Source organism: Roseateles oligotrophus (assembly GCF_014204525.1).
Taxonomy (GTDB): domain Bacteria; phylum Pseudomonadota; class Gammaproteobacteria; order Burkholderiales; family Burkholderiaceae_C; genus Paucibacter_A; species Paucibacter_A oligotrophus_A.
In genome coordinates, this window is sequence record NZ_JACHLP010000006.1 from 458,886 (window position 1) to 484,592 (window position 25,707).

The window sequence follows — 25,707 nt, forward strand, 5'->3', positions numbered from 1 at the left end:
TCGAACAAGTAGACGGCTGTGTGAAGGGGAATTGGTAATTTTTCTTATCCTTTGGCAAACTCCCGCGGCTTGCCCTCGCGGTCAATCGCCACATAGGTCAGATTGGCCTCGGTGACCTTGACCAGCTCGGGCTGGGCCGGGTTGCGCTCGGCTTCCACGTCCACGTGCACGGTGATGGAGGTGCGGCCGATGCGGGTGACCTTGGCGTAAAAAGACAGCAGGTCGCCGACCGACACCGGCTGCTTGAAGATGAACTCGTTCACCGCCACGGTGGCGATGCGGCCGCGCGAAACCCGCGCCGGCAGCACCGAGCCGGCCAGGTCCACCTGGGCCATGATCCAGCCGCCGAAGATGTCGCCATTGGCATTGGCGTCGGCCGGCATGGGCATGACGCGAAGAACGAGCACGCGTTCATCTGCGGCGGCGGGGTTGGGGGTATTCGAGGTATTGGCGTCGGACATGGGGGAACCCTGAGAGAATTGCCGCCCATTTTCCCGCAAGCCAAGCCGCCGCCACTGCCCATGCGAAGAAACCCTGCAGTTCCTCTGCCCAGCCACCCCGCCGAGGATGCGGCAGCGGCGCCCAAAACCCAGCGCAGCGACTGGGCCACCATCGCCAAGCTGCTGCCCTATCTGTGGCGCTACCGCTGGCGGGTGGGCATCGCCCTGGCCTTCATGCTGTGTGCCAAGTTCGCCAATGTCGGCGTGCCGCTGCTGCTCAAGTCCTTGGTGGACAGCCTGGCCATCAAGCCCGGCTCGGTGCAAAGCATGGCCGTCGTGCCCCTGGGCCTGCTGCTGGCCTACGGTGCGCTGCGCCTGTCGACCTCGCTGTTTACCGAGTTACGTGAGCTGATCTTCGCCAAGGCCACCGAAGGGACGGCGCGCTCCATTTCCTTGCAGGTGTTCCGCCATCTGCATGATCTGAGCCTGCGCTTCCATCTGGAGCGCCAGACCGGCGGCATGACCCGCGATATCGAGCGCGGCACCCGCGCCGTGCATTCGCTGATCTCCTACTCGCTCTACAGCATCGTGCCGACGCTGATCGAGGTGTTGCTGGTGCTGGGCCTGCTGGCCATCAAGTTCGACGCCTGGTTTGCCTGGATCACGCTGGCGGCCCTGGCGCTCTACATCAGCTTCACCATCACGGTGACCGAGTGGCGCACCAAGTTCCGCAAGCAGCTCAATGAGCTGGACTCGGTGGCGCATAGCAAGGCGATCGACTCCTTGTTGAACTTCGAGACCGTCAAATACTTCAATAACGAGGACTTCGAGGCCCGCCGCTACGACGAGAGCCTGGAGAAGCTGCGCCGTGCCCAGCTGAAGACGCAGAGCACCTTGTCCCTGCTCAACACCGGCCAGCAGCTCATCATCGCCTCGGCCCTGGTGCTGATGCTGTGGCGGGCCACCGAGGGTGTGGTGGCGGGGCGCATGAGCTTGGGCGATCTGGTGATGGTCAATGCCTTCATGATCCAGCTCTACATCCCGCTCAACTTCCTGGGCGTGATCTACCGCGAGATCAAGCAAAGCCTGACCGATCTGGACAAGATGTTCGGCCTGCTGGAGCGCGAGCGCGAGGTGGCCGATGCTCCGGATGCCAAGGTCTTGCAGGTGCAGGGCGCGGCCGTGCGCTTCGAGCATGTGAGCTTTGCCTACGACAAGGCGCGGCCCATCCTGCACGATGTGTCCTTCGAGATCCCCGCCGGCAAGAAGGTGGCGGTGGTGGGGCCCAGCGGTTCGGGCAAGAGCACGCTGGCGCGCCTCTTGTTCCGCTTCTACGACATCGACAGCGGCCGCATCAGCATCGACGGCCAGGAGCTGCGCAGCCTCACCCAATCCAGCCTGCGCCGTGCCATCGGCATCGTGCCGCAGGACACGGTGCTGTTCAACGACACGGTGGCCTACAACATCGCCTACGGCCAGCCCGGCGCCACGCAGGCCCAGGTGGAGGCGGCGGCACGGGCGGCCCATATCCACGGTTTTATCGCCGCCACGCCCAAGGGTTACGAGACCATGGTGGGCGAGCGCGGGCTCAAGCTCAGCGGTGGCGAGAAGCAGCGGGTGGCGATCGCCCGCACCTTGCTGAAGAACCCGCCGCTGATGATTTTTGACGAGGCCACCTCGGCGCTGGACTCCAGCAACGAACGCGCCATTCAAGCGGAGCTGGACGCCGCCGGCCAGAACAAGACGGTGCTGGTGATTGCCCACCGCCTGTCCACCGTTGTGGACGCGCATGAGATCCTGGTGCTGGAGGCAGGCCGCATCGTCGAGCGCGGCGATCACGAGGCCTTGCTGGCCCGCCAAGGCGTGTACGCCCGCATGTGGCGCTTGCAGCAAAGCGGCGCGGCGGGCTGAGTAACTCAGGGCTTGCGCGACCTGGCTCGCCAAGCCATCAGGCCCAGGGCAGCCAGGCTGAGCGCCATGCTGCCGGGTTCGGGCAGGGTGCCGCCACCGGCCTGGCCGAGTTGGACATCGTCGAGGAAGAAGGCCGCATTGCTGCCGAAGATGCGCACCGAATGCGCCGTGCCGCTGAAGTTGATCTCGGCCTTGCCCCAGTTGCAGACGAAGTCGGACAAGAGGGCGCCGGTTTTCGGATCGATGCAGGGGGCGGTGCCCGAGATGTCTCGCCCTCCCAGCAACTGGCCCTGGCCATCCAGGCCGTCAAAAACCTGCACCGTGCCGCTGGCCACGAGCGCACCGTACAGCATGGAAAACTGAGCGCTGAAGCCTCCTGCCACATTGAATACCAGGGAGGTATTGCCCTGGCCATCGTCATCCCCCCACATCAACATGGCGCCGCGCGTGCCGGAGCCGTAGACCGTTGGGTCACGGAAGAACAAGCCGCTGCCGGCCCCGCCGCCGGGCGAGCCGGGCCAGGCGCTGGTCACGCTATAGGCGCTGCGGAGGAATTGCACCTCCGCGGCATAGGGGTTGCTGCCGCTGACCAGATGATTGGTCGCGGTGGGGACGCTCTCGAAATCCATCAAGAGGGGCGCAGCCTTTGCCGCCAAGCCTCCACCCAGGCAAATGCTTGCGATCAGGGTTCTCATTGCCAACATAGGTCAGCTCCGTGGTTAACGGGTTTGAGGGATGCGTCCCGCTGAATGTAGCCAGAGAGCTTGTGAAATGGTGTGTGGCTCATCCTTCAATCAAGGGGGGCCGAGGCCGGATCCGGCGGGCACGAGGTGCGCGGGTGTTGGCGCCGGGCGTGGGCGAGGTTCGGCTGCGGCAGCTTGAGGCCGGGCCGGCCGGTCCGGGGAGCCCGGCTACACTGCGGGCGTGGAGACCAAATGGTTTGAAGATTTTGTGAGCCTGGCCGAGACGCGCAGCTTTTCGCGCTCGGCGCAGCTGAGGCATGTCACTCAGCCGGCTTTTTCGCGTCGCATCCAGGCCTTGGAGGCCTGGGCGGGCACCGATCTGGTGGACCGCTCCTCCTATCCCACCCGCCTCACCGGCGCCGGCGAAACCCTGTTGGCCCAGGCGGTGGAGATCCTCGGCAATCTGCAGGCCACCCGCAATATGTTGCGCAGCCACCAGGCCGCCGGGCAGGACATGATCGAGTTCGCCGTGCCGCATTCGCTGGCCTTCAGCTTCTTCCCGCATTGGCTGATGGACCTGCGTCAGCGCTTCGGCGCCCTGAAGAGCCGGCTCAATGCGCTCAATGTGCATGACGCCATGCTTCAGCTGAGCGAGGGCAATTGCGACCTGCTGATCGTCTACCACCACGCCAGCCAGCCTCTGCAGCTGGACCCCGAACGCTACGAGATGGCCTCCCTGGGCCAGGAGACCCTGGCCGCCTATGCCAAGGCCGATGCCAAGGGCCGGCCGCTGTTTCGGCTGCCCTCGCAAGCCCGGGCCAAGGGGGCGGTCAGCCAGGGCGGGCCCAAGATTCCTTTTCTCAGCTATGCCTCGGGCGCCTATCTGGGTCGCTTGGTCGAATTGATCGCCAAGGACTCGGCCGTGCCGCTGAATCTCGACGCTATTTACGAAACCGATATGGCCGAGGGTCTCAAGGCCATGGCGCTGGAAGGCCATGGCCTGAGCTTTTTGCCGGCCAGCTCGGTGCAGCAGGAATTGCGTGCCGGCCGCCTGGTGCAGGCGGCGGCGCCGGGCGAGTTCGAGCTGACCATGGAGTTGCGCATCTACCGCGAGCGGCCCGAGCTCTCGCGCCGCAACAAGCCTTCGGCCCTGGCGCTATGGGATTTCCTCACTGCGCCCTGATGTGCGCGCTGCGCCCCGTGGCGGCGCGGGTTTGGCCTTGTTCGACCGACGAATTCGTGTAATCACTTATGTGGATCGTGCCCTCCGCATGTTCTCCTTCGGTATCTGCAGCAGCTCGTGCTGACAAGCCTGCGCATACCTTTTTCCAGCGGCTTACCGCGCTTCTTTTTTGCGCTCATCCGCGCCTCTTTTTTCTGGAGTGTTTATGAAGAAATCTCTGCTCGCCAATACCCTCGCTCTGGCCTTGGCCGCCGCTGCCGTCGGCGCAGTGCATGCCGAAGATACGCTCAAAAAGATCAAGGACTCCGGCGCGGTGACCATGGGTGTGCGTGAGTCTTCCGGCGCCCTGTCCTACACCCTGGGTGACGGCAAGTACGTGGGCTACCACGTCGAGATCTGCCAACGCGTGCTGGCCGATGTGCAGAAGAGCCTGGGCCTGGCCAAGCTGGACGTGAAGTACCAGCCCGTCACCTCGCAGAACCGCATCCCCCTGGTGCAGAACGGCACCGTGGACATCGAATGCGGCTCCACCACCAATAACAAGGCGCGCGAGAAGGATGTGTCTTTCGCCGTGACGACCTTTGTTGAAGAAGTGCGCATGGTCACCAAGGCCAATTCGGGCATCAGCTCCATCAACCAGCTGGCCGGCCGCACCGTGGCCACCACCACCGGCACGACCTCGGTGCAGACCCTGCGCAAGCACGAGCGCGCCAGCGGCCTGGACTTCAAGGAAGTGTTTGGCAAGGACCACGCCGACAGCTTCCTGCTGCTGGAGTCCGGCCGCGCCGACGCCTTTGTGATGGACGGCTCGCTCTTGGCCGGCCTGGTGTCCAAGTCCAAGAACCCGGCCGACTTCAAAATCGTCGGCGAAGTGCTGTCGGTGGAACCCATCGCCATCATGTTCCGCAAGGATGACCCCGCCTTCAAGAAGGCCGTGGACGACAGCATCAAGGCCATGATGAAGTCCGGCGAAATCAACAAGCTCTACGACAAGTGGTTGCTGCAAGCCATTCCCCCGGCCAACACCAAGGTGGGCCTGGCCATGAGCGACAACCTGAAGGCCGCCATTGCCAACCCCAATGACAAGCCGGCCGAAGACTACGCCAAGAAGTAAACAGGTTCTAGAGCAGTCTGGGAAGGTCGCCGCAACGCGGCTTTCTTTTTTTGAGAGGAGAGAGCCGTGTCTACATGGGATTGGCAGGTGTTCTGCAAGAACACCATCGATGGGGAGGTGATTCCAAGCTGCTTTGGCAGCGGTGGCGACATCACCTACCTGAACTGGATGATGTCGGCCTGGGGCTGGACGCTCAGCGTCTCGGGCCTGGCCCTGCTGGTGGCCCTGGCCGTGGGCGCCCTGATGGGCATCTTGCGCACCACGCCCAATAAGGGCCTGGTTTTTGTTGGCGATGCCTGGACGGAGACCTTCCGCAACATCCCCTTGCTGGTGCAGATCTTCCTCTGGTACCACGTGCTGCCTTCGCTGATCCCGGCGCTGCGCCAGGTGCCCAGCTTCATCCTGGTGGTGCTGGCCCTGGGCTTCTTCACCTCGGCCCGCGTGTCCGAGCAGGTCAGGGCCGGCATCCAGAGCCTGCCCAAGGGCCAGCGCTACGCCGGCCTGGCCATGGGCTTCACGCTGCCGCAGACCTACCGCTATGTGCTGCTGCCCATGGCCTTGCGCATCGTCATCCCGCCGCTGACCAGCGAGAGCATGAACATCGTCAAGAACTCCTCGGTGGCCTTTGCGGTCAGCATTGCCGAGCTGACCATGTTCGCCATGCAGGCCTCGGAAGAAACCGCGCGCAGCGTGGAGATCTATCTGGCCGTCACGGCGCTGTACTTCGTCTCGGCCTTCATCGTCAACCGGGTGGCCCTGTTTATCGAACACCGCATCCAGATCCCGGGCATGGTGGGGGTGGACAAATGAATTTAGATTTTTCCTTCCTCAACTGGGGTGTTGCCTCCAGCTTCATCCTCAAGGGCCTGATCTTCAGCATCCAGCTGACCCTGATCGCCACGCTGGGCGGCATCGTCCTGGGCACCGTGCTGGCGCTGATGCGCTTGTCGGGCAAGAAGTGGTTGATCGCCCCGGCCGCCTTCTACGTCAACACCTTGCGCTCCATCCCGCTGGTGATGGTGATTCTGTGGTTCTTCCTGCTCATCCCCATGCTGATCGGCAAACCCATGGGCGCGGAGATGTCGGCCATCATCACCTTCACGGTGTTCGAGGCGGCCTATTTCTCCGAGATCATGCGGGCCGGCATCCAGTCCGTGCCGCGTGGCCAGGTGGCTGCGGGTTATGCCATGGGCATGAGCTATGGCCAGACCATGCAGCTGGTGGTGCTGCCCCAGGCCTTCCGCAATATGTTGCCGGTGCTGATGGCCCAGACCATCATCCTGTTCCAGGACACCTCCCTGGTCTACGCCATCGGCGCCTATGACTTGCTGAAGGGCTTCGAGATCGCCGGCAAGAACTTCAACCGCCCGGTCGAGACCTATCTGGTGGCGGCCGTCGTCTACTTCGTGATCTGTTTCAGCCTGTCGATGCTGGTGCGTCGCTTGCAGAAAAAAATCGCCATCATCCGCTAGAGAGCAAAGCCATGATTGAAATCAAAAACGTCTCCAAGTGGTACGGCCCCTTCCAGGTGCTGACCGACTGCAGCACCAAGATCGAAAAAGGTGAGGTGGTGGTGGTGTGCGGCCCCTCGGGTTCGGGCAAGTCCACGCTGATCAAGACCGTCAATGCGCTGGAGCCCTTCCAGAAGGGCGATATCGTCGTGGACGGCGTCTCGCTGGCCGACCCCAAGACCCATCTGCCGCGCCTGCGTTCGCGTGTGGGCATGGTGTTCCAGCACTTTGAGCTTTTTCCCCATTTGAGCGTCACCGAGAACCTGACCATCGCCCAGATCAAGGTGCTGGGCCGCACACCCGAGGACGCCAAGGCCCGTGGCCTGAAGATGCTGGACCGCGTCGGCCTGTCGGCCCACAAGGACAAATTCCCCGGCCAGCTCTCCGGCGGCCAGCAGCAGCGCGTGGCGATTGCCCGCGCCTTGAGCATGGACCCCATCGTCATGCTCTTCGACGAGCCCACCTCGGCCCTGGACCCGGAAATGGTCGGCGAAGTGCTGGACGTGATGGTCAAGCTGGCCCAGGAGGGCATGACCATGATGTGCGTGACCCACGAAATGGGCTTCGCCAAAAAGGTCAGCAGCCGCGTCATCTTCATGGACGCCGGCAAGATCATCGAGGACTGCAAGCGCGAGGAATTCTTCGGCAATCCGGAGGCCCGCTCGCCGCGCGCCAAGGATTTCTTGAACAAGATCTTGCAACATTGATGGCGTGTGGCGGGTTTCTTCAATACAAACCCCGCCCGCCTGGCCTACCCTTCAGTTTCCGCGCAACTTTGAAGGGTATGTCCCATGCAACTCGCCTACACCATCCTCTACGTCGAAGACGTTCCCGCCAGCCTGAAGTTCTACCAGGCCGCTTTCGGCTTCGAGACCAAATTCCTGGATGACACCGGCGCGTTTGGCGAATTGAAAACGGGCAGCACCAGCCTGTCTTTTTGCTCCCGCAAGCTCTTGCGGGACATGGGCAAAACGCCGCAGCCCGCCGACCCCGACCGCGCCTGCTTCGAGATCGCCCTCAGCACGCCCGATGTGCCCGCCGCCCTGGCACGCGCCCTGGCGGCCGGGGCGGTCTTGAAGCAGGAGCCTGAGCTGATGCCCTGGGGGCAGACCGTCGCCTATGTGGCCGACGGCGATGGCTTTTTGGTGGAGCTTTGTACGCCCATGGCCTAACCCTCAAAGCCAGGTGCGCAGGCCTGCGCCAGCCAGTCCGGCCGGGCCCGGAACTGCTGGGGTGTGCAGCCCAACCAGCGCCGGAACTCGCGGCACAGATGGGCTTGGTCCGCATAGCCCTGCTGCGCCGCCAGCTCGGACCAGGGCAGCAAGGCCTGGCCCTGCAGGGCCCGGGCGCTGCGGCGCAGGCGCGCCAGGCTGCGCCAGTAGCTGGGCGTGCGCCCTGTTTGGCCGCTGACCAGGCGTTGCAGGCTGCGCTCGGCAACCCCCAGGTCGCGGCAAGCCTGGCTCACCGAGGGCGCCTGGGCCAGGGCCTGCAAAGCCTCGGCCAGGCGGTGGTCGAGGCGCAGCCCGGAAACAATCAAGGCCTTGGCTTCGGCCGGATCGGGGCAGGAACGCTGTTGCAAGGCGTTCACGATGGCGGTCTTGTCCACCTGCGCCCAGGGCATCAGCCTGAAGCCGAGGAATTGCTCGCCCGCCTGGCTGTGAACCCATTCCGCGCGATCCATCAGCGCCACCGCCAGCCAATGCGGCCGGCCCGCCGCAGGCACACGCAGGATCAGGTCGTGGCAGCCGTCGGGCAGCACCAGGGTTTTGCCGGCCTGCGGGCTTGTGGCGCTCCATTGGAGGAAGGCGGAGTCCATGCGTATGCTGTGTTATTGCTTGGCAGACCTGCGCCCCAGCCCCCAGATGCTCAGCAAGAGCAGCACGCCACCGATCCACTGCCAGGCGCTCAGTCGCTCGCCGAGCAAGAGCGCGGCCAGCGCCGTGGCGGTGAGGGGTTCGATCAAGGTGGCCACGGTCAGGGCGGTCGGGCTCAGCCTGGCCGCGCCCCAGCTGAAGGCCAGCAGGGCCAGCGCCGCCGTCACCACGCCCAGATAGAGGAACCAGGCCTGCGGTGGGATGCCGCTGGGCCATTGCAGCGGCCGGTAGATCGAGGCCAGCGCCATGGCCAGGGCGGCCACCAGGGTCAGGCAGGCCGCGGCCTGGCCCGAGCCCAGTTGGATTGAAATTCTGCCGCTGACCAAGGTGAAGCCGGCGTAGAGCAAGGCCGAGGCGAGGGCGTAGGCGATGCCGACGATCAGGTCCTGCTGATCCTTGGCGCTGCTGCCCGTGGCGTGGCTGGAGACGATCAGCAGCGTGCCAGCCAAGGCGGCGGCCAGGACGAGGATGAGTTGCGCGTCGGCCTTTTCCTGGCCCCGCAAGAGCGCCGCCAGCGTCACGATGACGGGCGGCAGGCAGAGCGCGATCAAGGTGGGGATGGCGGCGCCCATGCGCTCAATGCCGAGAAACCAGCACAGCACATAGCCGGCCATGGCCATGCCGGCCAGCAGCACGGTCGGCAGCAGGGGGCGTAAAGCCTGCCACCGTAGCTGCCTGCCAAAGACGGCCAGCAACACGGCCGCGCCCAGGGCAAAGCGCCAGAACGAGATGTTCTCGGGCCTGAAGCCATGCTGGCTGATCAGCACATTCACCACCAAAGCCCCGGTGCCCCACAGGAATCCGGCCGAGCAGGCGGCGGCCAGGGCCAGCGCTGCCTGTGACGGCCTGGCTTCAGAGGGGGCGCTGATGTTGTGCATGGTGGGCGGCAAGGGCAGATGCGCAAGGGGATGGGCTGGGAGGATATGTCACAGACGCCCGCTTCCGAACCCTGCTGCAAACCCTCTGCGACAATCCCAGCCCATGAACACGCCTCATGCTCAGCCCCAAACCCTCACCCTCACCCGGCCCGACGACTGGCATCTGCATCTGCGCGATGAAGCGGCCTTGCGCAGCGTCCTGCCCTACACGGCGGCGCAGTTTGCCCGTGCCATCGTGATGCCCAATCTGCGCCCGCCCGTCACCACGGCGGCCCAGGCCCAGGCCTATCGCGAGCGCATCCTGGCGGCCTTGCCGGTGGATGCTAACTTCGAGCCCCTGATGACGCTGTACCTGACCGATCTGACCCCGGTCGAGGAGATCGCGCGGGCCAAGGCCGCGGGCGTGGTGGCCTTGAAGCTCTACCCGGCCGGTGCCACGACCAATAGCGATGCCGGCGTGACCGATATCCGCAAGTGCTACAAGACCCTGGAGGCCATGCAGCGCGCCGGCCTGCCCCTGCTGGTGCATGGCGAGGTGACCGACCCCGAGATTGATGTGTTCGACCGCGAGGCCGTCTTTATCGACCGGGTGATGACGCCGCTGCGCCGCGATATGCCCGAGCTGAAAGTGGTGTTCGAGCACATCACCACGCAGGAAGCGGCCGAGTATGTGACGGGGGCCGACGACTTCACCGCCGCCACGCTGACGCCCCAGCATCTGCTCTACAACCGCAATGCCATCTTCATGGGCGGCCTGCGCCCGCATTACTACTGCCTGCCCGTGCTCAAGCGCGAGCAGCACCGCCTGGCCTTGTTGAAGGCCGCCACCTCGGGTTCGCACAAATTCTTCCTGGGCACGGACAGCGCCCCCCATGCCTCGCAGCTGAAGGAGAACTCGGTCTGCGGCGCGGGCTGCTTCACGGCATTGTCGGCGCTGGAGCTGTATGCCGAGGCGTTTGAATCCGTGGGCGCGCTGGACAAGCTGGAGGCCTTCGCCAGCTTCAACGGCCCGGACTTCTACAACTTGCCGCGCAACACCGGCCAAGTGACCCTGCTCAAGGAAAGCTGGACCCTGCCCAGCACCGTGCCCTTCGGCGAGGCCCAGCTCAAGCCCTTGCGCGGCGGCGAAACCCTGGCTTGGAAGCTGCGCTGACCGACGGCGCTTTGCTCGCCAGCTTCGAGCAAAGCCTGGGCCAGCCCTGGTTGGCGCCCTATCGTCGCCAGGCCCAGGTCTTGCTGCAGGCCCTGGGCCAGAGCGCTTCGGTGGCCGAGGCCCTGAACCGCACGCTTGCGCAGCGCCCACCCATCGCCTTGCCCGGCGGCTTGTTGCGCTTTGTGCCGCAGGCGGCCTTGCCGGCGGGCGAGGCCTACGAGTGCTTTGTACAGCGGGCGGCCAGCGTGCCCACGCGGGACAACGCCCATGATCTGCTCAACGGCCTGATCTGGCTGCTGTGGCCCCAGCTCAAGGCCAGGCTCAATGCCTTGCATATGAGCCAGCGCGGTGACGATCTGCGCGGCAGCACCCGTGGCCCCTTGCGCGACGCCTTGACGGTGCTGGATGAAAACGCGGCCTTGCTCAGCGCGCCCCAGCCCTTGTGCGAGGCCTTGCGGGCGCGCGACTGGCAGCGTCTGTTTGTGAGCCTGAGGCCGCTGTGGCAGCAAGCCCGGCTGCTGCCTTTTGGCCATGCCTTGCTGGAAAAGCTGATGCAGCCGCGCAAGCCCATCTGCGCCCATGTCTTGATCCTGCCGGCGCTGGACGAGGCCGCGGTCTGCGCCGCGCTCGACGATGTCGATTGGCTGGCGCGCAAGCCTTTTGTGCCCCTGCCGGTGCTGGGCGTGCCGGGCTGGTGGCCGGCCAATGAGTCGGCCGAGTTTTATGCCGACCTGCAGGTGTTCAGACCGCCGCGCAACTGAGGCTTCAGCCTGCGCTAGCATGGCGCGCTACAGAAATCACGGGAGCGCTTCTTGCACAGCCTCATCGGAAGTACCCAAGCCAGGCCGGCGGGGACGGTCATGGTTCTTGTTTTGCAAGCCTTGATGGCCTTGTTTTTAAGCCTGCCACTCCCGGCCTCGGCACAGCCTGTGGTGCCGGCTGCCGCCTCGACGGTGGCGCAGCCGCCACCTGCCGCCGTGTCGGCCACCGCCCGCCGGGTTTACGAAGCTGCCCGCGCTCAACTGCTGCAGATCCGTACCTTGCTGAAAAGCCAGGACAGCCAGGCCTCGGTGGGCTCGGGCTTTCTGGTCAGCGAGGACGGCCATGTGCTGACGAACTACCACGTTATCAGCCAGCTCGCGCTGGAGCCCGAGCGCTACCGCCTGCGCTATGCCAGCACCGACGGCCAGGAAGGTCAGCTGGAGCTGCTGGACTTCGATGTGCGCCGCGATCTGGCCTTGCTGCGGGTGGTGGCGGCCAAAGGTGCTGGGCCGGGGCTGAAGAATCGTGCTGCCCTGGGCTTCCGCTCGCCCGCCCAGCCGCTGGCCAAGGGCGACCGCATCTACAGCATGGGCAATCCGCACGACGTGGCTTTTGCCGTGGTGGAGGGCAATTACAACGGCCTGGTGGAGCGCAGCTTCGATGCGCTGATCTACTACTCCGGCAGCCTCAATGCCGGCATGAGCGGCGGGCCGGTGCTGGACGAAGCGGGCCGGGTCGTGGGCGTCAATGTCTCGGCCATGTTCTTCGCCCAGCAGATGAGTTTTCTGGTGCCGGGCGAGTATGCCCAGGCCTTGCTGGAGCGCAGCCGCCATGCCAAGCCCATCACCCAGCCGGCCTGGGCGCGCTTGCGTGAGCAGTTGCTGGCCTACCAGGAAGAACTGAGCGCGCGCTTCATCGCCCAGCCCTGGCAGGAGCCGGTGCTGGGCAGCGCCGACCGCTACCGCCTGCCGGTGCCGCAGGAGCTGTTCATGCGCTGCTGGGGCCGGGGCACGCCGGCCGACGCCAAGGGCCTGGACTTCCAGCGTTCGCAATGCCGTATGGAGCATGCGCTCTTCATCAACGGCGGCCTGCAGACCGGCTATCTGTCCATGAGCCATGAGGTTTATGAGGGCGAGAAGCTGGGGGTTTTGCGCTTTGCCAAGCAGTACTCGGCCAGCTTCCGCAATGAACGCATGGGCCGCGACGACAAGGTCCGCACCGCCCCGTTTTGCAAGGAGGAATTTGTCTCGCGCGAGGGCCTGCCCCTGCGCGCCGTGATCTGCCTGCGGGCCTACCGCAAGCTGCCCGGCCTGCATGATTTGAGCGTGCTGGTGACGACGGTGGATGCGTCCACCCAGGGCGCCCTGGGCCGCTTCAATGCCGCGGGCCTGAGTTTTGACAATGCGCTGAAATTGAGCGCCCACTATCTTGAGGGCTTTGGATGGACGGCCAAGAACAAGCAGCAGAACAGCGGCGGCGGAGCGAAGTGATGGAGCAGCCGCGCATCGCCGTGTTGGAGTTGCTGGGCCGCGAGGCCCAGGTCTTGCGGGTGCAGCGCGTCACGCAGTGGCCGCTGCGCATCGGCCGCTCGGCCGCCTGCGAACTGGTGCTGGACGACCCTCATCTGGCCGCCGAGCATGCCCGGCTGGACTGGACGGAAGCCGGCCCCCAATTGACGCTGCTGCCCAGCCTGAACGGCGGCTGGCTGGGCGAGCGCCGCCTGCAGGCGGGTGAGGTGGTCGGTCTGGAGGAGTCCGGTCAATTCCAGCTGGGTGCCAGCCAGCTGCGCTGGCGCAGCCTGGGCGCGAGCCTGGCGCCCGAACAGCCGCTGGAGCCCCACCAGCATCGCCTGCAGGCCGCCCAGCAGCCGCGGACCGGCTTCGTGCCGGTCCTGGCTTTGCTGCTGTTTTGGCTGGCCTTGCTGGCGGGCCGGCAGTGGTCACAGCTCAATCCGGGTGGACCCTGGATGGATTACAGCGTGGCCTTGCTGGGCCCGCTGGCGGGCTTGCTGGCCTGGGCGGGCTTTTGCGCCTTGCTGACCCAGTTGTTCCGACACCGCTTCCCCTTTGCCGCCCATCTGCGCATCGCCCTGCGGCTGCTGATTCTGCGGCTGCTGCTGGGCCTGGCATTGCCGGCCCTGGCCTATGCTTTTTCATGGCCCCGCCTGATGGTGCTGGAGGACTTGGCCGATATGTTTGGCCTGGCCCTGTTGCTGAGCTGGCATGCCAGCCTGATTTGGCCGGTCCGGCGAACGCAGGCCCGCATCGCCATCGGTCTGACGGCGCTGGCCTGCCTGGCTCTGGGCCTGGAGCTGGCCCATCGCCAGCAGCAGCAATACTGGCTGGGCCCGGCCTATCTGAGCGCCTTGCCGCCGCCGGCCCTGCGCCTGGTGGAGCCCAAGCCGGTGAGCGAGCTGATCGCGTCCCTGCGGCCCCTGGAGGCCGAGCTGGCCCGCCAGGCCAAGAAGGAGAGCGAGCAGGTGGGCGTGAGCGTCGAGCTGGAGGATTGAGCCCTCAAGCGGGCAGGAAGCCTTCGATCGAGAGATAGCGCTCGCCGGTGTCGTAGTTGAAGCCCAGCACGCGGGCATTGGGGCTGAGCTCGGGCAGCTTCTGTGCGATGGCGGCCAGGGTGGCGCCGCTGGAGATGCCGACCAGCAGGCCTTCCTCGCGCGCGCAACGGCGGGCGTATTCGCGCGCCGGCTCGGCGTCGACCTGGATCACGCCGTTCAGCAGATCGGTGTGCAGATTGGCCGGGATGAAGCCCGCGCCTATGCCCTGGATGGGGTGGGGGCTGGGTGCGCCGCCGCTGATGACGGGCGAGGCGCTGGGCTCCACCGCGAACACCTGCAGGTTTGACCAGGCCTTTTTCAGCACCTGGGCGCAGCCGCTGATATGGCCGCCCGTGCCCACGCCGGTGATCAGCACGTCCAGGCCCTCGGGGAAGTCGTTCAGGATTTCCTGGGCGGTCGTGCGCACATGGACGGCGACGTTAGCCGGGTTCTCGAACTGCTGGGGAATCCAGGCGCCGGGGTTTTGCGCCTGCAACTCCTGGGCGCGGGCGATGGCGCCCTTCATGCCCTTCTCGCGCGGGGTCAGGTCAAACGTGGCGCCATAGGCCAGCATCAAACGCCGACGCTCGACGGACATGCTGTCCGGCATCACCAGGATCAGTTTGTAGCCCTTGACGGCGGCCACCATGGCCAGGCCCACGCCGGTATTGCCCGAGGTCGGCTCGATGATGGTGCCGCCGGGCTGCAGCAGGCCGCGGGCTTCGGCGTCCTCCACCATCGCCAGGGCGATGCGGTCCTTGATCGAACCGCCGGGATTGCTGCGCTCCGACTTGACCCAGACCTGCTGGCCGGCGCTCGCGATGCCGTTGAACAGGCGCTGCAGACGGATATGGGGGGTGTTGCCAATGGTGGCGAGGACGTTGTTGGCTTTCATGAGGCGGGTTCTCCTGCGGGTGGTTTGCGAATGCAAACACGGATGCGCGGAATGGTAGCGCGGCGCCCGCGGCCCCGCGATGGCGGCCCGATGTATTGTTCGCTCGGAGTAGGGCCGGACTTGTGCCGGGCCCGGCCCGCCCCTTACGCGCGCTCCCGCCCCTACCGGCCGCACCGGGCGTTTGCCCATGAACGGCCAGGATCAATGGGCGTGCCCGTGCTCGCCGCCAGGCTCGTCGGCAGGCTTGTGCGCATGGATCACGCCCGCCAGGCTCAGGCTGCGGGCGGCAGTCGCCAGGCACAGGTCGGAGGTTGCGCAACTCAGTTTGTCCGGGCTCTGTGCCTGCGTCTGTGCCTTCAGTTGGTAAACCTGCTGGTCCTGCTTGATGGCGCCGGTCACGACAAGATCGGCCAGTTGCTCACGCGGAATCTTCAGCGGGTTCTTGTCCAGCAAGGTGAAGTCCGCCAGCTTGCCGACCTCGATCGAGCCCTTGTCCTTTTCCTCGAAGTACTGGTAGGCGGCCCACAAGGTCAGGGCTTTCAACCCCACCAGCGGTGTCACACGGTGCTCGGCGCCTAGCACCTTGCCCGTGCGGCTCGTCCGGTTGACGGTGGCCGACAGCACACGGATCGAGCTGGGCAGGGCCACCGGGGCGTCGTGGTGCGAGCTGAAAATCATGCCGCGCTCCATCGCCCAACCGGTCGGTGAGATGTTCTGGGCGCGTTCATTGCCGAGCACCGAGTCACGGTGCCAGTCGCCCCAGTAAAAGGTATGCATGGGGAAGAAGGACGGCATGATGCCCAAGTCCTGGAAGGCCTGCACCTGATCCAGCCGCGCGGTCTGGGCGTGAATGGCCACCGGGCGCCGATCGGAACGCCCCAGCTTTTCCTCGGCCTTGCGCACCGCGCCGATGTATTGGTCGATGGCGGCATCCCCATTGACATGGGCCAGCACCTGCCAGCCCTTGCTGAAGGCGCGCGCCACCAGGTCGTCCAGCTGGCTGTCTTGCTTGAATGTGGGGTAGCCCGCGTAATCGGCCGTCTGGCCCTCGGGCGCCTTGAAATAGGGCTTGCTCAGCCAGGCCGTCTTGCCTTGGGGGGAGCCGTCCAGATTGAGCTTGACGCCGCCGATGCGAAAGTGATTCTTGTAGGCTCTGGACACCCAGGGGCTGTCCATCGAGGCTTCTGACGAGGCCATGTCCGTGTAGGCAACCACATCGATCTTCAAGTCGCCCTTTTGGGCGGATTGCCCGAAGGTCTTGATGGCGGCGGCCGTCGCTCGCCCCTCTTGCGCGGTCGTGTAGCCGAACTTCAGGTACAGATCCTGGCCCGCTTTGACCATGGCCTGGTTTTCGGCATCACCCAGTTTTCCCATCAGGGAGAAGAGCGCGCCGAAGAAGGCGTTCTCTTCCAGCACGCCATTGGGCTCTTGTGAACCCTCGCGGCGGCGGATGGTGCCACCGGCCGGGTTCTTGCTGTCTTTGTTGAGATTGAACAGGGCCAGCGCCTTGCTGTTGACGGCGCCCAGATGTCCGCTTTGATGAATGATTAGCACCGGCACCTCCTTGGAGATCAGGTCCAGTTCATCACGGGTCGGATGGCGCTGCTCGGCCAATTGCGAATCGTCATAGCCAAAGCCGATGATGAACCCCAGCTTTTTTGTGACGGGGTTGCTTTGCGTCTCGCGCAAGATCTTCACCAGCGTCGGAATATCGTTGACCGTGCCATCGGGGGCCGGCAGGATATTGGCAGATGCCGCCTGAAAACCGACATTGAATATATGACCGTGGCCGTCGATGAAACCGGGCAGCATGGTCTGCCCCTTCAGGTCCACCACGCGCGTCTTGCTGCCCTTGAGCTTGAGGACTTCGTCCTTGTCGCCGACCTTGAGGATGCGCCCCTTGCTCACGGCAACGGCCTGCGCTGCGGGCTGCAACTCGTTGATGGTGATGATGTCTCCGCCCAGATAAATCGTGTCTGCCGCTGGCGTGGCCGCGCAAGCGGCTCCGGTGCAAATCAAACTCACTGCGATCGTCATCGAACTGAATGCGACTTTCATAGATTTCTTTCGTAGATTGCAACTGGACGGTTGCGAGGTTTGCCATGGGGACTCGGCGGGAGCAGGGGGGATGAGACTGTCTGTGTGGCTGAGGAATTCTGGGTTGGCTCCCTTCATGGTAGGGCTCGAAGCTCGGTGAAGTGATGTTTTCCAACACATTTGACGGGCTATTGGCTTGTAAATTACTTGATCTTCCCTTGGCGTGAAACACGCTGCAGACCGGTCAAGTAGTGGGTTATGCAGTGGTTCTGCCGCTGGGGAAGTCCGGCTGCGAAGGCCGTAAGGGCCTGAAAAGACTGGGTGGGGGAGGGGCGGGAAAACGGCGTGGGCTGAGCGACTGATTCTCCAAAGCTGGTGAAATCAGTGGACTGCTGCGCATCAGGCTTGCAACCTTTTTGCCGGGCTTGCGTCTATACCGAGGCATCGGCTTCGATGCGCATCAAGAGGACCTCGCCATGAAACGCTTTCATGTTCATCTCGCCGTTCAGAGCCTGGACGCCAGCATCGCCTTCTACAGCCGGCTTTTCGGCCAGGCCCCCGCCAAGCAGCGGGACGATTACGCCAAATGGATGCTGGACGATCCCGGCCTGAACTTCGCCATCTCCTCGCGCGGCCATGCCGCGGGCCTGAACCACTTTGGCTTCCAGGTCGATTCCAGCGAGGAGTTGGCGGGCTTGAAGCGCCTGGCCCAGGCCGCTGCCGGTGCGGCCCAGGTGCTCGACCAGGACGCCGCCGCCTGCTGCTACGCCCGCAGCGAAAAGCATTGGACGCTGGACCCGCAAGGCCTGGCCTGGGAGCATTTCCATACGCTCGACGATGCGCCCGAGTTCGGCCAGGACGGGGCCGATCAAAGCGGCGCCTGCTGCATCCCCTTGCGGGCCTCGGCAGACGATGGGCCGCAGGCCAGGGGCCAATGCTGCCTGCCGCGGAGCGCTGTGGCGCCGACCCAGGGGGCTTGCTGTGGCTGAGGCGCCGCCGCCCGCGATGGATCTGGCCGCCGCCTTTGCCGAGCTGCGCGAGGGCATGCGGGCCTATGTGCGCAGGCGGGGGGCCGAGCCGGCCCTGGCGGACGATCTGGTGCAGGATGTTTTCCTCAAAGCCAGCGTGGCGCTCCGGGGCGCGCACGCGCCGCGCCATCTGCCGGCCTGGCTGTACGCCGCCCTGCGCAGCGCGCTGGCCGATCACTACCGGGCGGCCCGTCCGCAGCCGCTGGCGCTGGACGAGGTAGAGGCCGAGCTGGGGGCCGGCTTGAGCGCAGCGGCCCTGCAGGAGCAGCCGGCGCTGGCGCATCAGCAACTGGCCCAGTGCCTGCGCCCCTTGCTCGGGCAACTGCCCGCCATTTACGGCGCGGCCCTGATCGCCACCGATCTCGAGGGCCTCCGTCTGGCCGAGGCGGCCGCCCGTCAAGGCCTCAGCCTGGCGGCGATGAAGAGCCGGGTGAGCCGGGCGCGTGCATTGTTGAGAGCGCGGCTGCTGGCCTGTTGCGAGCCGCAGTTCTCGCAAGGCCTGGTCGACGACTACCGGCGCAAGCAGGCCAAGGCCGCGGGCTGCGCGGGCGCTGGCTGTGCAAGCGGCGGCAAGACCGGCGCCTGAGCCGCGGGGCCCGCTTTTGGTGGTGGAATAGCGGGCGCGATCTTGATCCGATGGCAGGGGCGAGGCATCCGCGCCCCCAAAAAAACAAACTTTGAAGAGGACCCCCGCGATGCAGCAGCGCAAGAGCAGTGTCTGGCTGGGCCAGATGGAGCGCGCCGTGGACGAGATCCTGGCCCGCGTCCAGGGCGAGATCGTGCTGGCCATTCCGCTCGGCATCGGCAAGCCCAACCCGCTGGTGAATGCGCTTTACCAAAGGGTCAAGGCCATGCCGGGGCGCCGCCTGCGCCTGATGACGGCCTTGTCGCTGGAACGGCCGGTGGGCAAGTCCGAGCTGGAACGCAATTTTCTGAAACCTCTGCTGGACCGGGTGTTTGAGGACTATCCCGATCTGGACTACGTCAAGGACGCGCGCGCCGGCCGCCTGCCGCCCAATATCGCCGTGCACGAGTTCTTTTTCAAGACCGGCGACTACCTCGGTAACGCCCAGGCTCAGCAGCACTATGTCTGCAGCAATTACAGCTTGGTCGTGCGGGACATGATGATCCAGGGCGTGAACCTGGTCATGCAGGCGGTGGCGCCGGCCGCGCCGCTGCGGGCGGGTGGACCCAAGCGCCTGTCCCTGTCCTGCAATCCGGAGCTGAGCTTCGATCTGGTCGAGGGCTTGCGGGCGCAGGGGCGGCCGCTGCTGGCCGTGGCCATGGTCAACGAGCGGCTGCCCTTTTTTGGCGGCGCGGCCGAGGCGGGCGAGGGCTTCTTCGACCTGGTGCTGGAGGCGCCCGGCTGCAGCCATGCGGTGTTTGCGCCGCCCAATGCGGCCGTGGGCGGGGCGGACTACGCCATCGGCCTGCACGCCTCCAGTCTGGTGCCCGACGGCGGCACCTTGCAGATCGGCATCGGCTCGCTGGGCGACGCGATCGCCCAGGCCTTGATCCTGCGTGATCGCCAGCCCGAGGCCTATGGCCAGATGCTGCGCGGCCTGTGCCCGGCGGGCGTGCAGGGGCGCGAGCTCGCGCCCTTCAGGCAAGGCCTGTATGGCTGCTCCGAGATGTTCGTCAACGGCTTGCTGCGCCTGATCGACGCGGGCATCCTGCGCCGTCTGGTCTTCGATGACCTCGATCTGCAGGCGCTGGCCGGCGCGGGCCTGCTGGGCGAGGCGCCCGACTTGGGCGCCTTGCTGGGCCTGCTGCAGCGCGGCCGTGTGGGCGCCGTGCTGTCGGCGCAAGACCTGGCCTATCTGCAGGAGCAGGGCTTGTTCCGGCCCGATGTGGGTTTGCAGGCGGGCGAACTCTGCCGCGCTGAGGTCCGCTGCGCCAATGATTTGCAGGACCCGGCCAGCCAGGCCTGCATCGCCCAGCATCTGCTGGGCGAGCGCTGGCGGCGGGCGGCCGTGCTGCATGGCGGCTTCTTCCTCGGGCCGCGCGATTTTTACCAGCGCCTGCGCGAGATGCCCGAGGCCTTGCGCGAGCGCATCGCCATGACGCGCATCTCCCACGTCAACGAGATCTTCGACGAGGGCCTGGGGCGCGAGGCGCTCAAGCGCGCCCAGCGCCTCAAGGCCCGCTTCATCAACACCACCATGAAGATGACGCTGCTGGGTGCGGCCGCCTCGGATGCGCTGGAGTCCGCCCAGCTGGTCTCCGGCGTGGGCGGGCAGTACAACTTTGTGGCCCAGGCCCATGCGCTGCCGGATGCGCGCTCCATCCTGCTGCTGCGGGCCTGCTATACCAGCCATGGTCAGCTGCGCAGCAATATCGTCTGGAACTACGGCCATGTGACCATCCCGCGCCATCTGCGCGACATCGTCATCACCGAGTACGGCGTGGCCGATCTGCGCGGCCAATGCGATAGCGAGGTCATCAAGCGCCTGCTGGCGATTGCCGACAGCCGCTTCCAGGACGAGCTGATCCGCGCCGCCCAGGCCCATGGCAAGCTGGAGCCGGGCTACCAGCTGCCCGCGCATTCCCGCCGCAATCTGCCGCAGCGGCTGAGCGAGCTGTTAGGCCCCTGGCGCCGCTCGGGCCAGCTGCCCGACTACCCCTTCGGCAGCGACCTCGATGCCGACGAGCTGAAGATGGCCCGCGCCCTCAAGCAGCTCAAGGCCTTGGGCGACAAGCCCCTGGCCTCGCTAGGCCCCATCCTGCGCGGCCTGTTGAGCCGGCGGCAGGCGCCCGCCGCCTATCTGCAGCGCCTGGGCCTGGACGGCAGGCTGGGGTTCAGGAACTGGCTGATCAAAAAGCTGTTCGCGGCCCAGCTCTGAGCGCCATAACTAGGCCGGCCGATGGCAGACCGCCTCGATATTATTGCCCTCGGGGTCGATCACGAAGGCGCCGTAGTAATTGGGGTGGTAGTCCGGGCGCGGGCCGGGGGCGCCGTTGTCCTTGCCGCCGGCGGCGATGGCGGCGCGGTAGAAGGCATCGACCTGGGCGCGGCTCTCGGCCCGCCAGGCCAGATGGCAGCCCGTCGTCGTGGGCGCGCCGCCGTAGGGCGAGGGACCGTCGATGAACCAGACATCGGTCTTCTTGCCCTCGGGCTCGCTGGCGTCGGGGTGTGAAAAGCCCAGGATGTTGGCGCCGTAATTGCCTTCAAAAGCCAGGCTATAGCCCAGCGGCGCCAGGGTCGGCTGGTAAAAAGCCTTGGCGCGGGCAATATCGCTCACGCGGAAAGTCATGTGGTCAAGCATGGGGTGTCGCTCCTCGGTGGATGGGGGTGTACCGCCGCGGCAACTGTATGTTTGTACAGTTTTATTTGCAAGAGCCCTGACCGGTCAGCGCAGGGCTTTCATCAAGGCGTCATGGGCTGCTTAGCGCAACAAACTCCACAATATGCGCGTACCCAGCAGCAGGAGCAGCAGGGCGAACAGGCGCTTGAGCCGGGCCACCGGCAGGGCATGGGCCAGGCGGGCGCCCAGCGGGGCAGTGAGCACCGAGCCCAGGGCGATGGCGGCCAGGGCGGGCAGATAGACATAACCCAGGCTCAGCGGGGGCAAGACCTGACCCCCGGCCTGGGCCAGCAAGCCGTTGACGATGAAGCCCAGGGCGCCGGCCAGGGCGATGGGGAAGCCCATGGCGGCCGAGCTGGCGATGGCGCGGTGCAGCGGCACATTGCACCAGCTCATCAAGGGCACGGCCAGCGAGCCGCCGCCTATGCCCACCAGGGCCGAGAACACACCAATGCCGCCGCCCGCCGCATGCAGGCCCAGGGGGCCGGGCAGCTCGCGGCCCGGGGCCGGGCGGTAGTTCAGCAGCATCTGGATGCCGACGTAAAAGGCGAAGGCCACGAACAGGCTTTTCAACCAGGGCGTGGACAGCTGGCCGGCCAGCCAGCTGCCGGCCAGCGTGCCCAGGACCAGGCCGGGGCTCATGCGCCTGACCAGGGGCCAGTCCACCGCGCCACGGCGGTGGTGGGCGCGCACGCTGGCGACCGAGGTGAAGACGATGCTGGCCAGCGAAGTGCCCAAGGCCATGTGGGCAATAGGGGCCAGGCTGGCCGCCTGCGCCTCGCCCCAGGGCAGGCCGCCGAAGATCAGCAGCAGCAGCGGCACGATGACGATGCCGCCGCCCACGCCCAGCAGGCCGGCCAGCACGCCGGCCAAAGCGCCCAGCGCCAGATAGCTGGCGATCTCCAGCATCAAGGCGCCGGCTCCTGCTGGGTGGTGCAGTGGATGCCGCCGCCGCCCGCCGCCACCGCGTCGATATTGAGCTGCACGATCTCGCGCTTGGGGAAGAGCTCGCGCAAGAGGCTGCGGGCGTTGGCGTCGGCGCGCCGGTCGCCAAATTCCGGGGCGATGACGGCGCCGTTGCAGACGTAGAAATTGATGTAGCCGGCCGCGAAGCTGTCGCTGCTGAAGGTCTGGCGCACATCCGTCGGCCCTTGCAGCACCACGACCTTGAGCTTGCGTCCGCGCGCATCGGTGGCGGCACGCAGGATCTGCAAGTGCTTTTGCGTCACCGCATGGTCGTAGGACTGCGGATCGAGGTCCAAGCCCGCCACCACCACGCCGGGGCTGGCAAAGCGGGCGTAGAAATCGGTGTGGCCGTCGGTGATGTCGCGCCCGGCAATGCCAGGCAGCCAGATCACCTTGTTGATGCCCAGCAAACGCTTCAGCTCGGCCTCGCAGGCGGCCTTGCCCAGGCCGGGGTTGCGGTTCGCGTTGAGCACGCAGCTCTCGGTGATGATGGCCGTGCCTTGGCCATCGACCTCGATGCCGCCACCCTCCAGCACCAGGCGGGTCGTCAGCCTGGGCACGCCGTTTTGCTGGGTGACAAAAGAGGCCACCAGGGCGTCGTGCGCATGGGCCTGCTTGCCGCCCCAGCCGTTGAAGTTGAAGTCCACGCCGGCACGCTGGCCCTTGGAGTTATGCACAAAGACCGGGCCGGTGTCGCGCATCCACAAATCGTCGATCTCGCATGTGTGCAGCTCGACCTTGGGGCCGCACAACTCGTAGGCCAGGTCCTGCTCTTCCTCGCGCACCAGCAGGTGCACGGGCTCGAAGGCCGCGATGGCGCGGGCGATGCTGGCCAGATTGAGCTGCACGGCTTTTTGCAGACGCCGGCCCCAGATCTCCTCCTGCGGGCCGAAGGACATCCAGGTCGCGCTGTGCGGTTCGCCCTCGTCGGGCATCAGCCAGGCCTCGGCGCCGGTAGCGGCCTGGGCGGCCGGGCTCAGGCCCAGCAGGCCCAGGCCGGCGGCCAGGCCTTGTTGCAGGAATTCGCGTCGTGCTTGCATGGTTGAGACTCCAGAATCGTGCGTGGGCCGACTGTAGATGTTCAGGCGGGTTCTTGCTGGGTGCAGCAATGGATGCCCCCGCCGCCGGCGGCGATGGCGTCGATATTGAGCTGCACCACCTGGCGCTGCGGGAACACCTCGGCCAGGCGCTGGCGGGCCAGGGTGTCGGCAGCCACGTCGCCGAATTCGGGCACGAAGACCGTGCCCTGGGCCAGGTAGAAGTTGATATAGCCGGCGGCGAAATCGCCTTGCCTGGCGTAGGGGGCGCGGACCTGGCTGGGCGGCTCCAGCGTGACGATCTGCAGGGGCTTGCCCTCGGCGTCGGTGGCGGCGCGCAGGATCTCCAGATGGCGGCGGGTCACCGCATGGTCGTAGGAGTTGGGGTCCAGATCGTTGTTGGCGATCACCACGCCGGGGCCGGCGAAACGGGCGTAGAAATCGGTATGGCCGTCGGTGATGTCGCGCCCGGCGATGCCCGGCAGCCAGATGATTTTGCGCAGGCCCAGCAAGCGCATCAGCTCGGCCTCGCAGGCGGCCTTGCCGAGGCCGGGGTTGCGGTTCGCGTTGAGCACGCAGCTCTCGGTGATGATGGCCGTGCCGCGGCCGTCGACCTCGATGGCCCCGCCCTCGATCACCAGCCCGCCGTTCAGCGGCGTGGCCTGGGTCTGGCGGGCCATGGCGGCGGCCAGCAAGGCGTCCTTGGCATGGGCTTGCTTATGGCCCCAGCCATTGAAGTGGAAGTCGCAGGCGCCGAGCTGGCCCTGGGCGTTCTTGACGAAGACGGCGCCGCTGTCGCGCAGCCAGAGGTCGTCGCAGTCCTGCTCGATCAGCTGAATGCGCGGGTCCAGCAGGCCGCGGGCCAGGGCCAGGTCCTGCGGCGCCACCAGCATCTTGAGCGGCTCCACCTGCACGATGGCGGCGGCGATGCGGGCCAGGGCGGCCCGCACGGCAGGGGCTTGGCCGCCCCAGACCGCGGGGGCGGCGGCAAACGCCATCCAGGTCGCGCGATGCGGCTCGCCTTCATCGGGCATGCGCCAGAGGCTGGCCGGGGTGGTCGGTGGGTTAGGTGGGGGCGGGCTTGGCGTTTCGCCGGCCCCGCCGCCTCCGCCGCAGGCGCCGAGCAAGGCGGGCAGGCCCAGGCTGCTGCCCAGCAGGACGGGGGTTTTGAGGAAGTTGCGGCGGCTGCGAATCATGGCTGGGAACGAGGGGGTGGATGGGATTGCCCGCATTGTGTGGGCCTTGAGTCTTTATGAAAATTGCGATTTATTCCGTTAATCAATCAATTTTTCTCATATGTCAGCCCAGAGAATTCCTTCGCTCAAACTGTTGATGGGATTTGAGGCCGCCGCCCGGCACGGCAATTTCTCCCGCGCGGCGGACGAGTTATGCCTGTCGCAGTCGGCCGTCAGCCACCAGATCCAGCAGCTGGAGGAACAGCTGGGCCAGCCCCTGTTCCGGCGCGTTGGCCGGGGCGTGGAGCTGACGGTGGCGGGCGAGGTCTTGCAGCGCAGCGTGCAGCGCTCGGTGGGCACCTTGCGCAGCGGCCTGGGCCGCATCTCTACCTATCTGGACCCCGGCCTGGTCGCGATGGTGGCGCCGGCCCTGCTGCTGCAGGGCTGGTTGCAGCCGCGCCTGTCGGCCCTGCTGGCCGCCGTGCCAGGCCTGTGTCCGGTGCTTTCAACCGATGAGACGGCGCGTTATGTCGATGAGATCGATGTGGACATCGTCATCAGCGACCGGCCGGTGCAGCAGGCCAATCTGGCCCAGCTGCCCCTGCTGAAGGACGAGTGGGTGATGGTGGCGCGCAGCGAGTTGGCCCAGCGCCTGGATGCCTTGCCGCTGGCCGAGCATGCCCTGCACATCGAGCTTTTGTGCCTGGAGGAGGACCTGACCAGCGAGCCCACGGCCGCCATCTTCCGCGAGCAGCTGTCCGGCCTGCGCAAGCGCGCCATCTACGACGACCGCCGCCTCTTGCTGGACGGTGTGCTGCTGGGCCAGGGCATCGCCTGCATGTCGCGCCTGCTGGCCGACGGCGGTCTGCGCACGGGCAGCTTGCAGGTGCTGGCCGCCTACCCGCGCCTGCCCGGCAATACCTGGTGGCTGGCGCGGGTGGCGGGCGAGGCCCGCTCGCCTTTTGTCGAGCAGATGTTCGACTGGCTGGTGGCGCAGGGCCAGGATCATTGAACCTTGAGCAGTGTTCGACTCTTGAGTGAACTTGTCGGGGCCTTGTTCTCGGAGTGGGTGGCGCTGCTTGTTTGCTGCTTTTCCCTTTTGCCAAGGCCCGGCCGGGAGTTCGCCCCGGCAGGCGACCTACTTTTTTGCTTCGCCAAAAAAGTAGGCAAAAAAGGCGACCCGAATGCCTGGCCCCTGCGGGGTCCG

General features: G+C 66.1%; 25 protein-coding genes. 15 read left to right on the forward strand and 10 right to left on the reverse strand.

What is annotated here, in order from left to right:
* Positions 1-44: 44 nt before the first annotated feature.
* Positions 45-461, reverse strand: a complete 417-nt coding sequence (locus tag HNP55_RS16720) for an acyl-CoA thioesterase (RefSeq protein WP_184301768.1) — start codon at positions 459-461, stop codon at positions 45-47.
* Positions 462-521: 60 nt separating this feature from the next.
* Here HNP55_RS16720 and HNP55_RS16725 point away from each other — a divergent pair, with 60 nt between their 5' ends.
* Entirely contained in the window at positions 522-2,351 is a 1,830-nt protein-coding gene (locus HNP55_RS16725) for an ABCB family ABC transporter ATP-binding protein/permease (RefSeq protein WP_184301771.1), read from the forward strand.
* A 5-nt stretch (positions 2,352-2,356) separates the two neighbouring features.
* Here HNP55_RS16725 and HNP55_RS16730 read toward each other — a convergent pair whose 3' ends face one another.
* A complete protein-coding gene (locus tag HNP55_RS16730) occupies positions 2,357-2,980 on the reverse strand; it encodes a hypothetical protein (RefSeq protein ID WP_184301774.1) in 624 nt (207 codons plus the stop codon).
* A 295-nt stretch (positions 2,981-3,275) separates the two neighbouring features.
* Between HNP55_RS16730 and HNP55_RS16735 the strand changes: the two genes are divergently transcribed.
* The 6 genes from HNP55_RS16735 (at position 3,276) to HNP55_RS16760 (ending at position 8,014) form a co-directional block, all read left to right on the forward strand.
* Positions 3,276-4,217: a LysR substrate-binding domain-containing protein gene (locus HNP55_RS16735; protein ID WP_184301776.1), complete on the forward strand. Its 942-nt coding sequence runs from the start codon at positions 3,276-3,278 to the stop codon at positions 4,215-4,217.
* 205 nt (positions 4,218-4,422) lie between these two features.
* Positions 4,423-5,331, forward strand: a complete 909-nt coding sequence (locus HNP55_RS16740) for an amino acid ABC transporter substrate-binding protein (protein ID WP_184301779.1) — start codon at positions 4,423-4,425, stop codon at positions 5,329-5,331.
* Positions 5,332-5,397: 66 nt separating this feature from the next.
* Positions 5,398-6,141, forward strand: coding sequence for an ABC transporter permease subunit (locus tag HNP55_RS16745; RefSeq protein WP_184301780.1), 744 nt, complete (start codon positions 5,398-5,400; stop codon positions 6,139-6,141).
* Complete coding sequence (locus HNP55_RS16750) at positions 6,138-6,803, forward strand: amino acid ABC transporter permease (protein WP_184301783.1); 666 nt, start codon at positions 6,138-6,140, stop codon at positions 6,801-6,803. The genes HNP55_RS16745 and HNP55_RS16750 overlap by 4 nt, the downstream gene beginning before the upstream one ends.
* Positions 6,804-6,814: 11 nt before the next feature.
* The gene (locus tag HNP55_RS16755) at positions 6,815-7,549 is read left to right on the forward strand and encodes an amino acid ABC transporter ATP-binding protein (RefSeq protein ID WP_184301785.1); all 735 of its coding nucleotides are present in this window, start codon (positions 6,815-6,817) and stop codon (positions 7,547-7,549) included.
* A gap of 84 nt (positions 7,550-7,633) precedes the next feature.
* Positions 7,634-8,014: a VOC family protein gene (locus HNP55_RS16760; protein ID WP_184301788.1), complete on the forward strand. Its 381-nt coding sequence runs from the start codon at positions 7,634-7,636 to the stop codon at positions 8,012-8,014.
* Here the strand turns inward: HNP55_RS16760 and HNP55_RS16765 are convergent.
* Positions 8,011-8,658: a helix-turn-helix domain-containing protein gene (locus HNP55_RS16765; protein WP_184301791.1), complete on the reverse strand. Its 648-nt coding sequence runs from the start codon at positions 8,656-8,658 to the stop codon at positions 8,011-8,013. The two genes, HNP55_RS16760 and HNP55_RS16765, sit on opposite strands and share 4 nt — an antisense overlap.
* Positions 8,659-8,670: 12 nt before the next feature.
* Complete coding sequence (locus tag HNP55_RS16770; protein WP_184301793.1) at positions 8,671-9,594, reverse strand: DMT family transporter; 924 nt, start codon at positions 9,592-9,594, stop codon at positions 8,671-8,673.
* A gap of 103 nt (positions 9,595-9,697) precedes the next feature.
* Here HNP55_RS16770 and pyrC point away from each other — a divergent pair, with 103 nt between their 5' ends.
* The 4 genes from pyrC to HNP55_RS16790 all read left to right on the forward strand — a co-directional run bounded on the left by pyrC (position 9,698) and on the right by HNP55_RS16790 (position 14,018).
* A complete protein-coding gene (gene pyrC, locus HNP55_RS16775; RefSeq protein ID WP_184301795.1) occupies positions 9,698-10,747 on the forward strand; it encodes a dihydroorotase in 1,050 nt (349 codons plus the stop codon).
* Positions 10,732-11,508: a DUF3025 domain-containing protein gene (locus tag HNP55_RS16780; protein ID WP_409993750.1), complete on the forward strand. Its 777-nt coding sequence runs from the start codon at positions 10,732-10,734 to the stop codon at positions 11,506-11,508. The genes pyrC and HNP55_RS16780 overlap by 16 nt, the downstream gene beginning before the upstream one ends.
* 99 nt (positions 11,509-11,607) lie before the next feature.
* Positions 11,608-12,999 (forward strand): serine protease, encoded by a 1,392-nt coding sequence (locus HNP55_RS16785; RefSeq protein WP_184301797.1) that lies wholly within the window; start codon positions 11,608-11,610, stop codon positions 12,997-12,999.
* Positions 12,999-14,018 carry an FHA domain-containing protein gene (locus tag HNP55_RS16790; RefSeq protein WP_184301800.1) on the forward strand — a complete coding sequence of 340 codons (1,020 nt, stop codon included), beginning with the start codon at positions 12,999-13,001 and terminating at the stop codon, positions 14,016-14,018. The genes HNP55_RS16785 and HNP55_RS16790 overlap by 1 nt, the downstream gene beginning before the upstream one ends.
* A 4-nt stretch (positions 14,019-14,022) precedes the next feature.
* Here HNP55_RS16790 and cysK read toward each other — a convergent pair whose 3' ends face one another.
* Both cysK and HNP55_RS16800 read right to left on the reverse strand, forming a co-directional pair.
* Positions 14,023-14,952 carry a cysteine synthase A gene (cysK, locus tag HNP55_RS16795; protein WP_184301802.1) on the reverse strand — a complete coding sequence of 310 codons (930 nt, stop codon included), beginning with the start codon at positions 14,950-14,952 and terminating at the stop codon, positions 14,023-14,025.
* A gap of 201 nt (positions 14,953-15,153) precedes the next feature.
* Positions 15,154-16,977, reverse strand: a complete 1,824-nt coding sequence (locus HNP55_RS16800) for an amidohydrolase (protein ID WP_348648722.1) — start codon at positions 16,975-16,977, stop codon at positions 15,154-15,156.
* Between the two features lie 488 nt (positions 16,978-17,465).
* Between HNP55_RS16800 and HNP55_RS16805 the strand changes: the two genes are divergently transcribed.
* The 3 genes from HNP55_RS16805 (at position 17,466) to HNP55_RS16815 (ending at position 20,860) form a co-directional block, all read left to right on the forward strand.
* Positions 17,466-17,978 (forward strand): ArsI/CadI family heavy metal resistance metalloenzyme, encoded by a 513-nt coding sequence (locus HNP55_RS16805; RefSeq protein WP_184301808.1) that lies wholly within the window; start codon positions 17,466-17,468, stop codon positions 17,976-17,978.
* Between the two features lie 16 nt (positions 17,979-17,994).
* Positions 17,995-18,603 carry a sigma-70 family RNA polymerase sigma factor gene (locus HNP55_RS16810; protein ID WP_184301810.1) on the forward strand — a complete coding sequence of 203 codons (609 nt, stop codon included), beginning with the start codon at positions 17,995-17,997 and terminating at the stop codon, positions 18,601-18,603.
* Positions 18,604-18,712: 109 nt separating this feature from the next.
* Complete coding sequence (locus tag HNP55_RS16815; RefSeq protein ID WP_184301813.1) at positions 18,713-20,860, forward strand: acetyl-CoA hydrolase/transferase C-terminal domain-containing protein; 2,148 nt, start codon at positions 18,713-18,715, stop codon at positions 20,858-20,860.
* Positions 20,861-20,869: 9 nt separating this feature from the next.
* Here the strand turns inward: HNP55_RS16815 and HNP55_RS16820 are convergent, their stop codons facing one another.
* The 4 genes from HNP55_RS16820 to HNP55_RS16835 form a co-directional block, all read right to left on the reverse strand.
* Positions 20,870-21,283 (reverse strand): VOC family protein, encoded by a 414-nt coding sequence (locus tag HNP55_RS16820; RefSeq protein WP_184301815.1) that lies wholly within the window; start codon positions 21,281-21,283, stop codon positions 20,870-20,872.
* A gap of 120 nt (positions 21,284-21,403) precedes the next feature.
* On the reverse strand, positions 21,404-22,231 hold the full coding sequence (locus HNP55_RS16825) for a sulfite exporter TauE/SafE family protein (protein ID WP_184301818.1): 828 nt from the start codon (positions 22,229-22,231) through the stop codon (positions 21,404-21,406).
* A complete protein-coding gene (locus HNP55_RS16830; protein ID WP_184301820.1) occupies positions 22,231-23,328 on the reverse strand; it encodes an agmatine/peptidylarginine deiminase in 1,098 nt (365 codons plus the stop codon). Before HNP55_RS16830 ends, HNP55_RS16825 begins: the two co-directional genes overlap by 1 nt.
* Before the next feature lie 41 nt (positions 23,329-23,369).
* Complete coding sequence (locus tag HNP55_RS16835) at positions 23,370-24,518, reverse strand: agmatine/peptidylarginine deiminase (RefSeq protein WP_409993752.1); 1,149 nt, start codon at positions 24,516-24,518, stop codon at positions 23,370-23,372.
* A gap of 139 nt (positions 24,519-24,657) precedes the next feature.
* On the opposite strand from HNP55_RS16835, the gene HNP55_RS16840 reads away from it, so the two are divergent.
* Complete coding sequence (locus tag HNP55_RS16840) at positions 24,658-25,512, forward strand: LysR family transcriptional regulator (RefSeq protein ID WP_246448462.1); 855 nt, start codon at positions 24,658-24,660, stop codon at positions 25,510-25,512.
* Positions 25,513-25,707 lie beyond the last annotated feature (195 nt).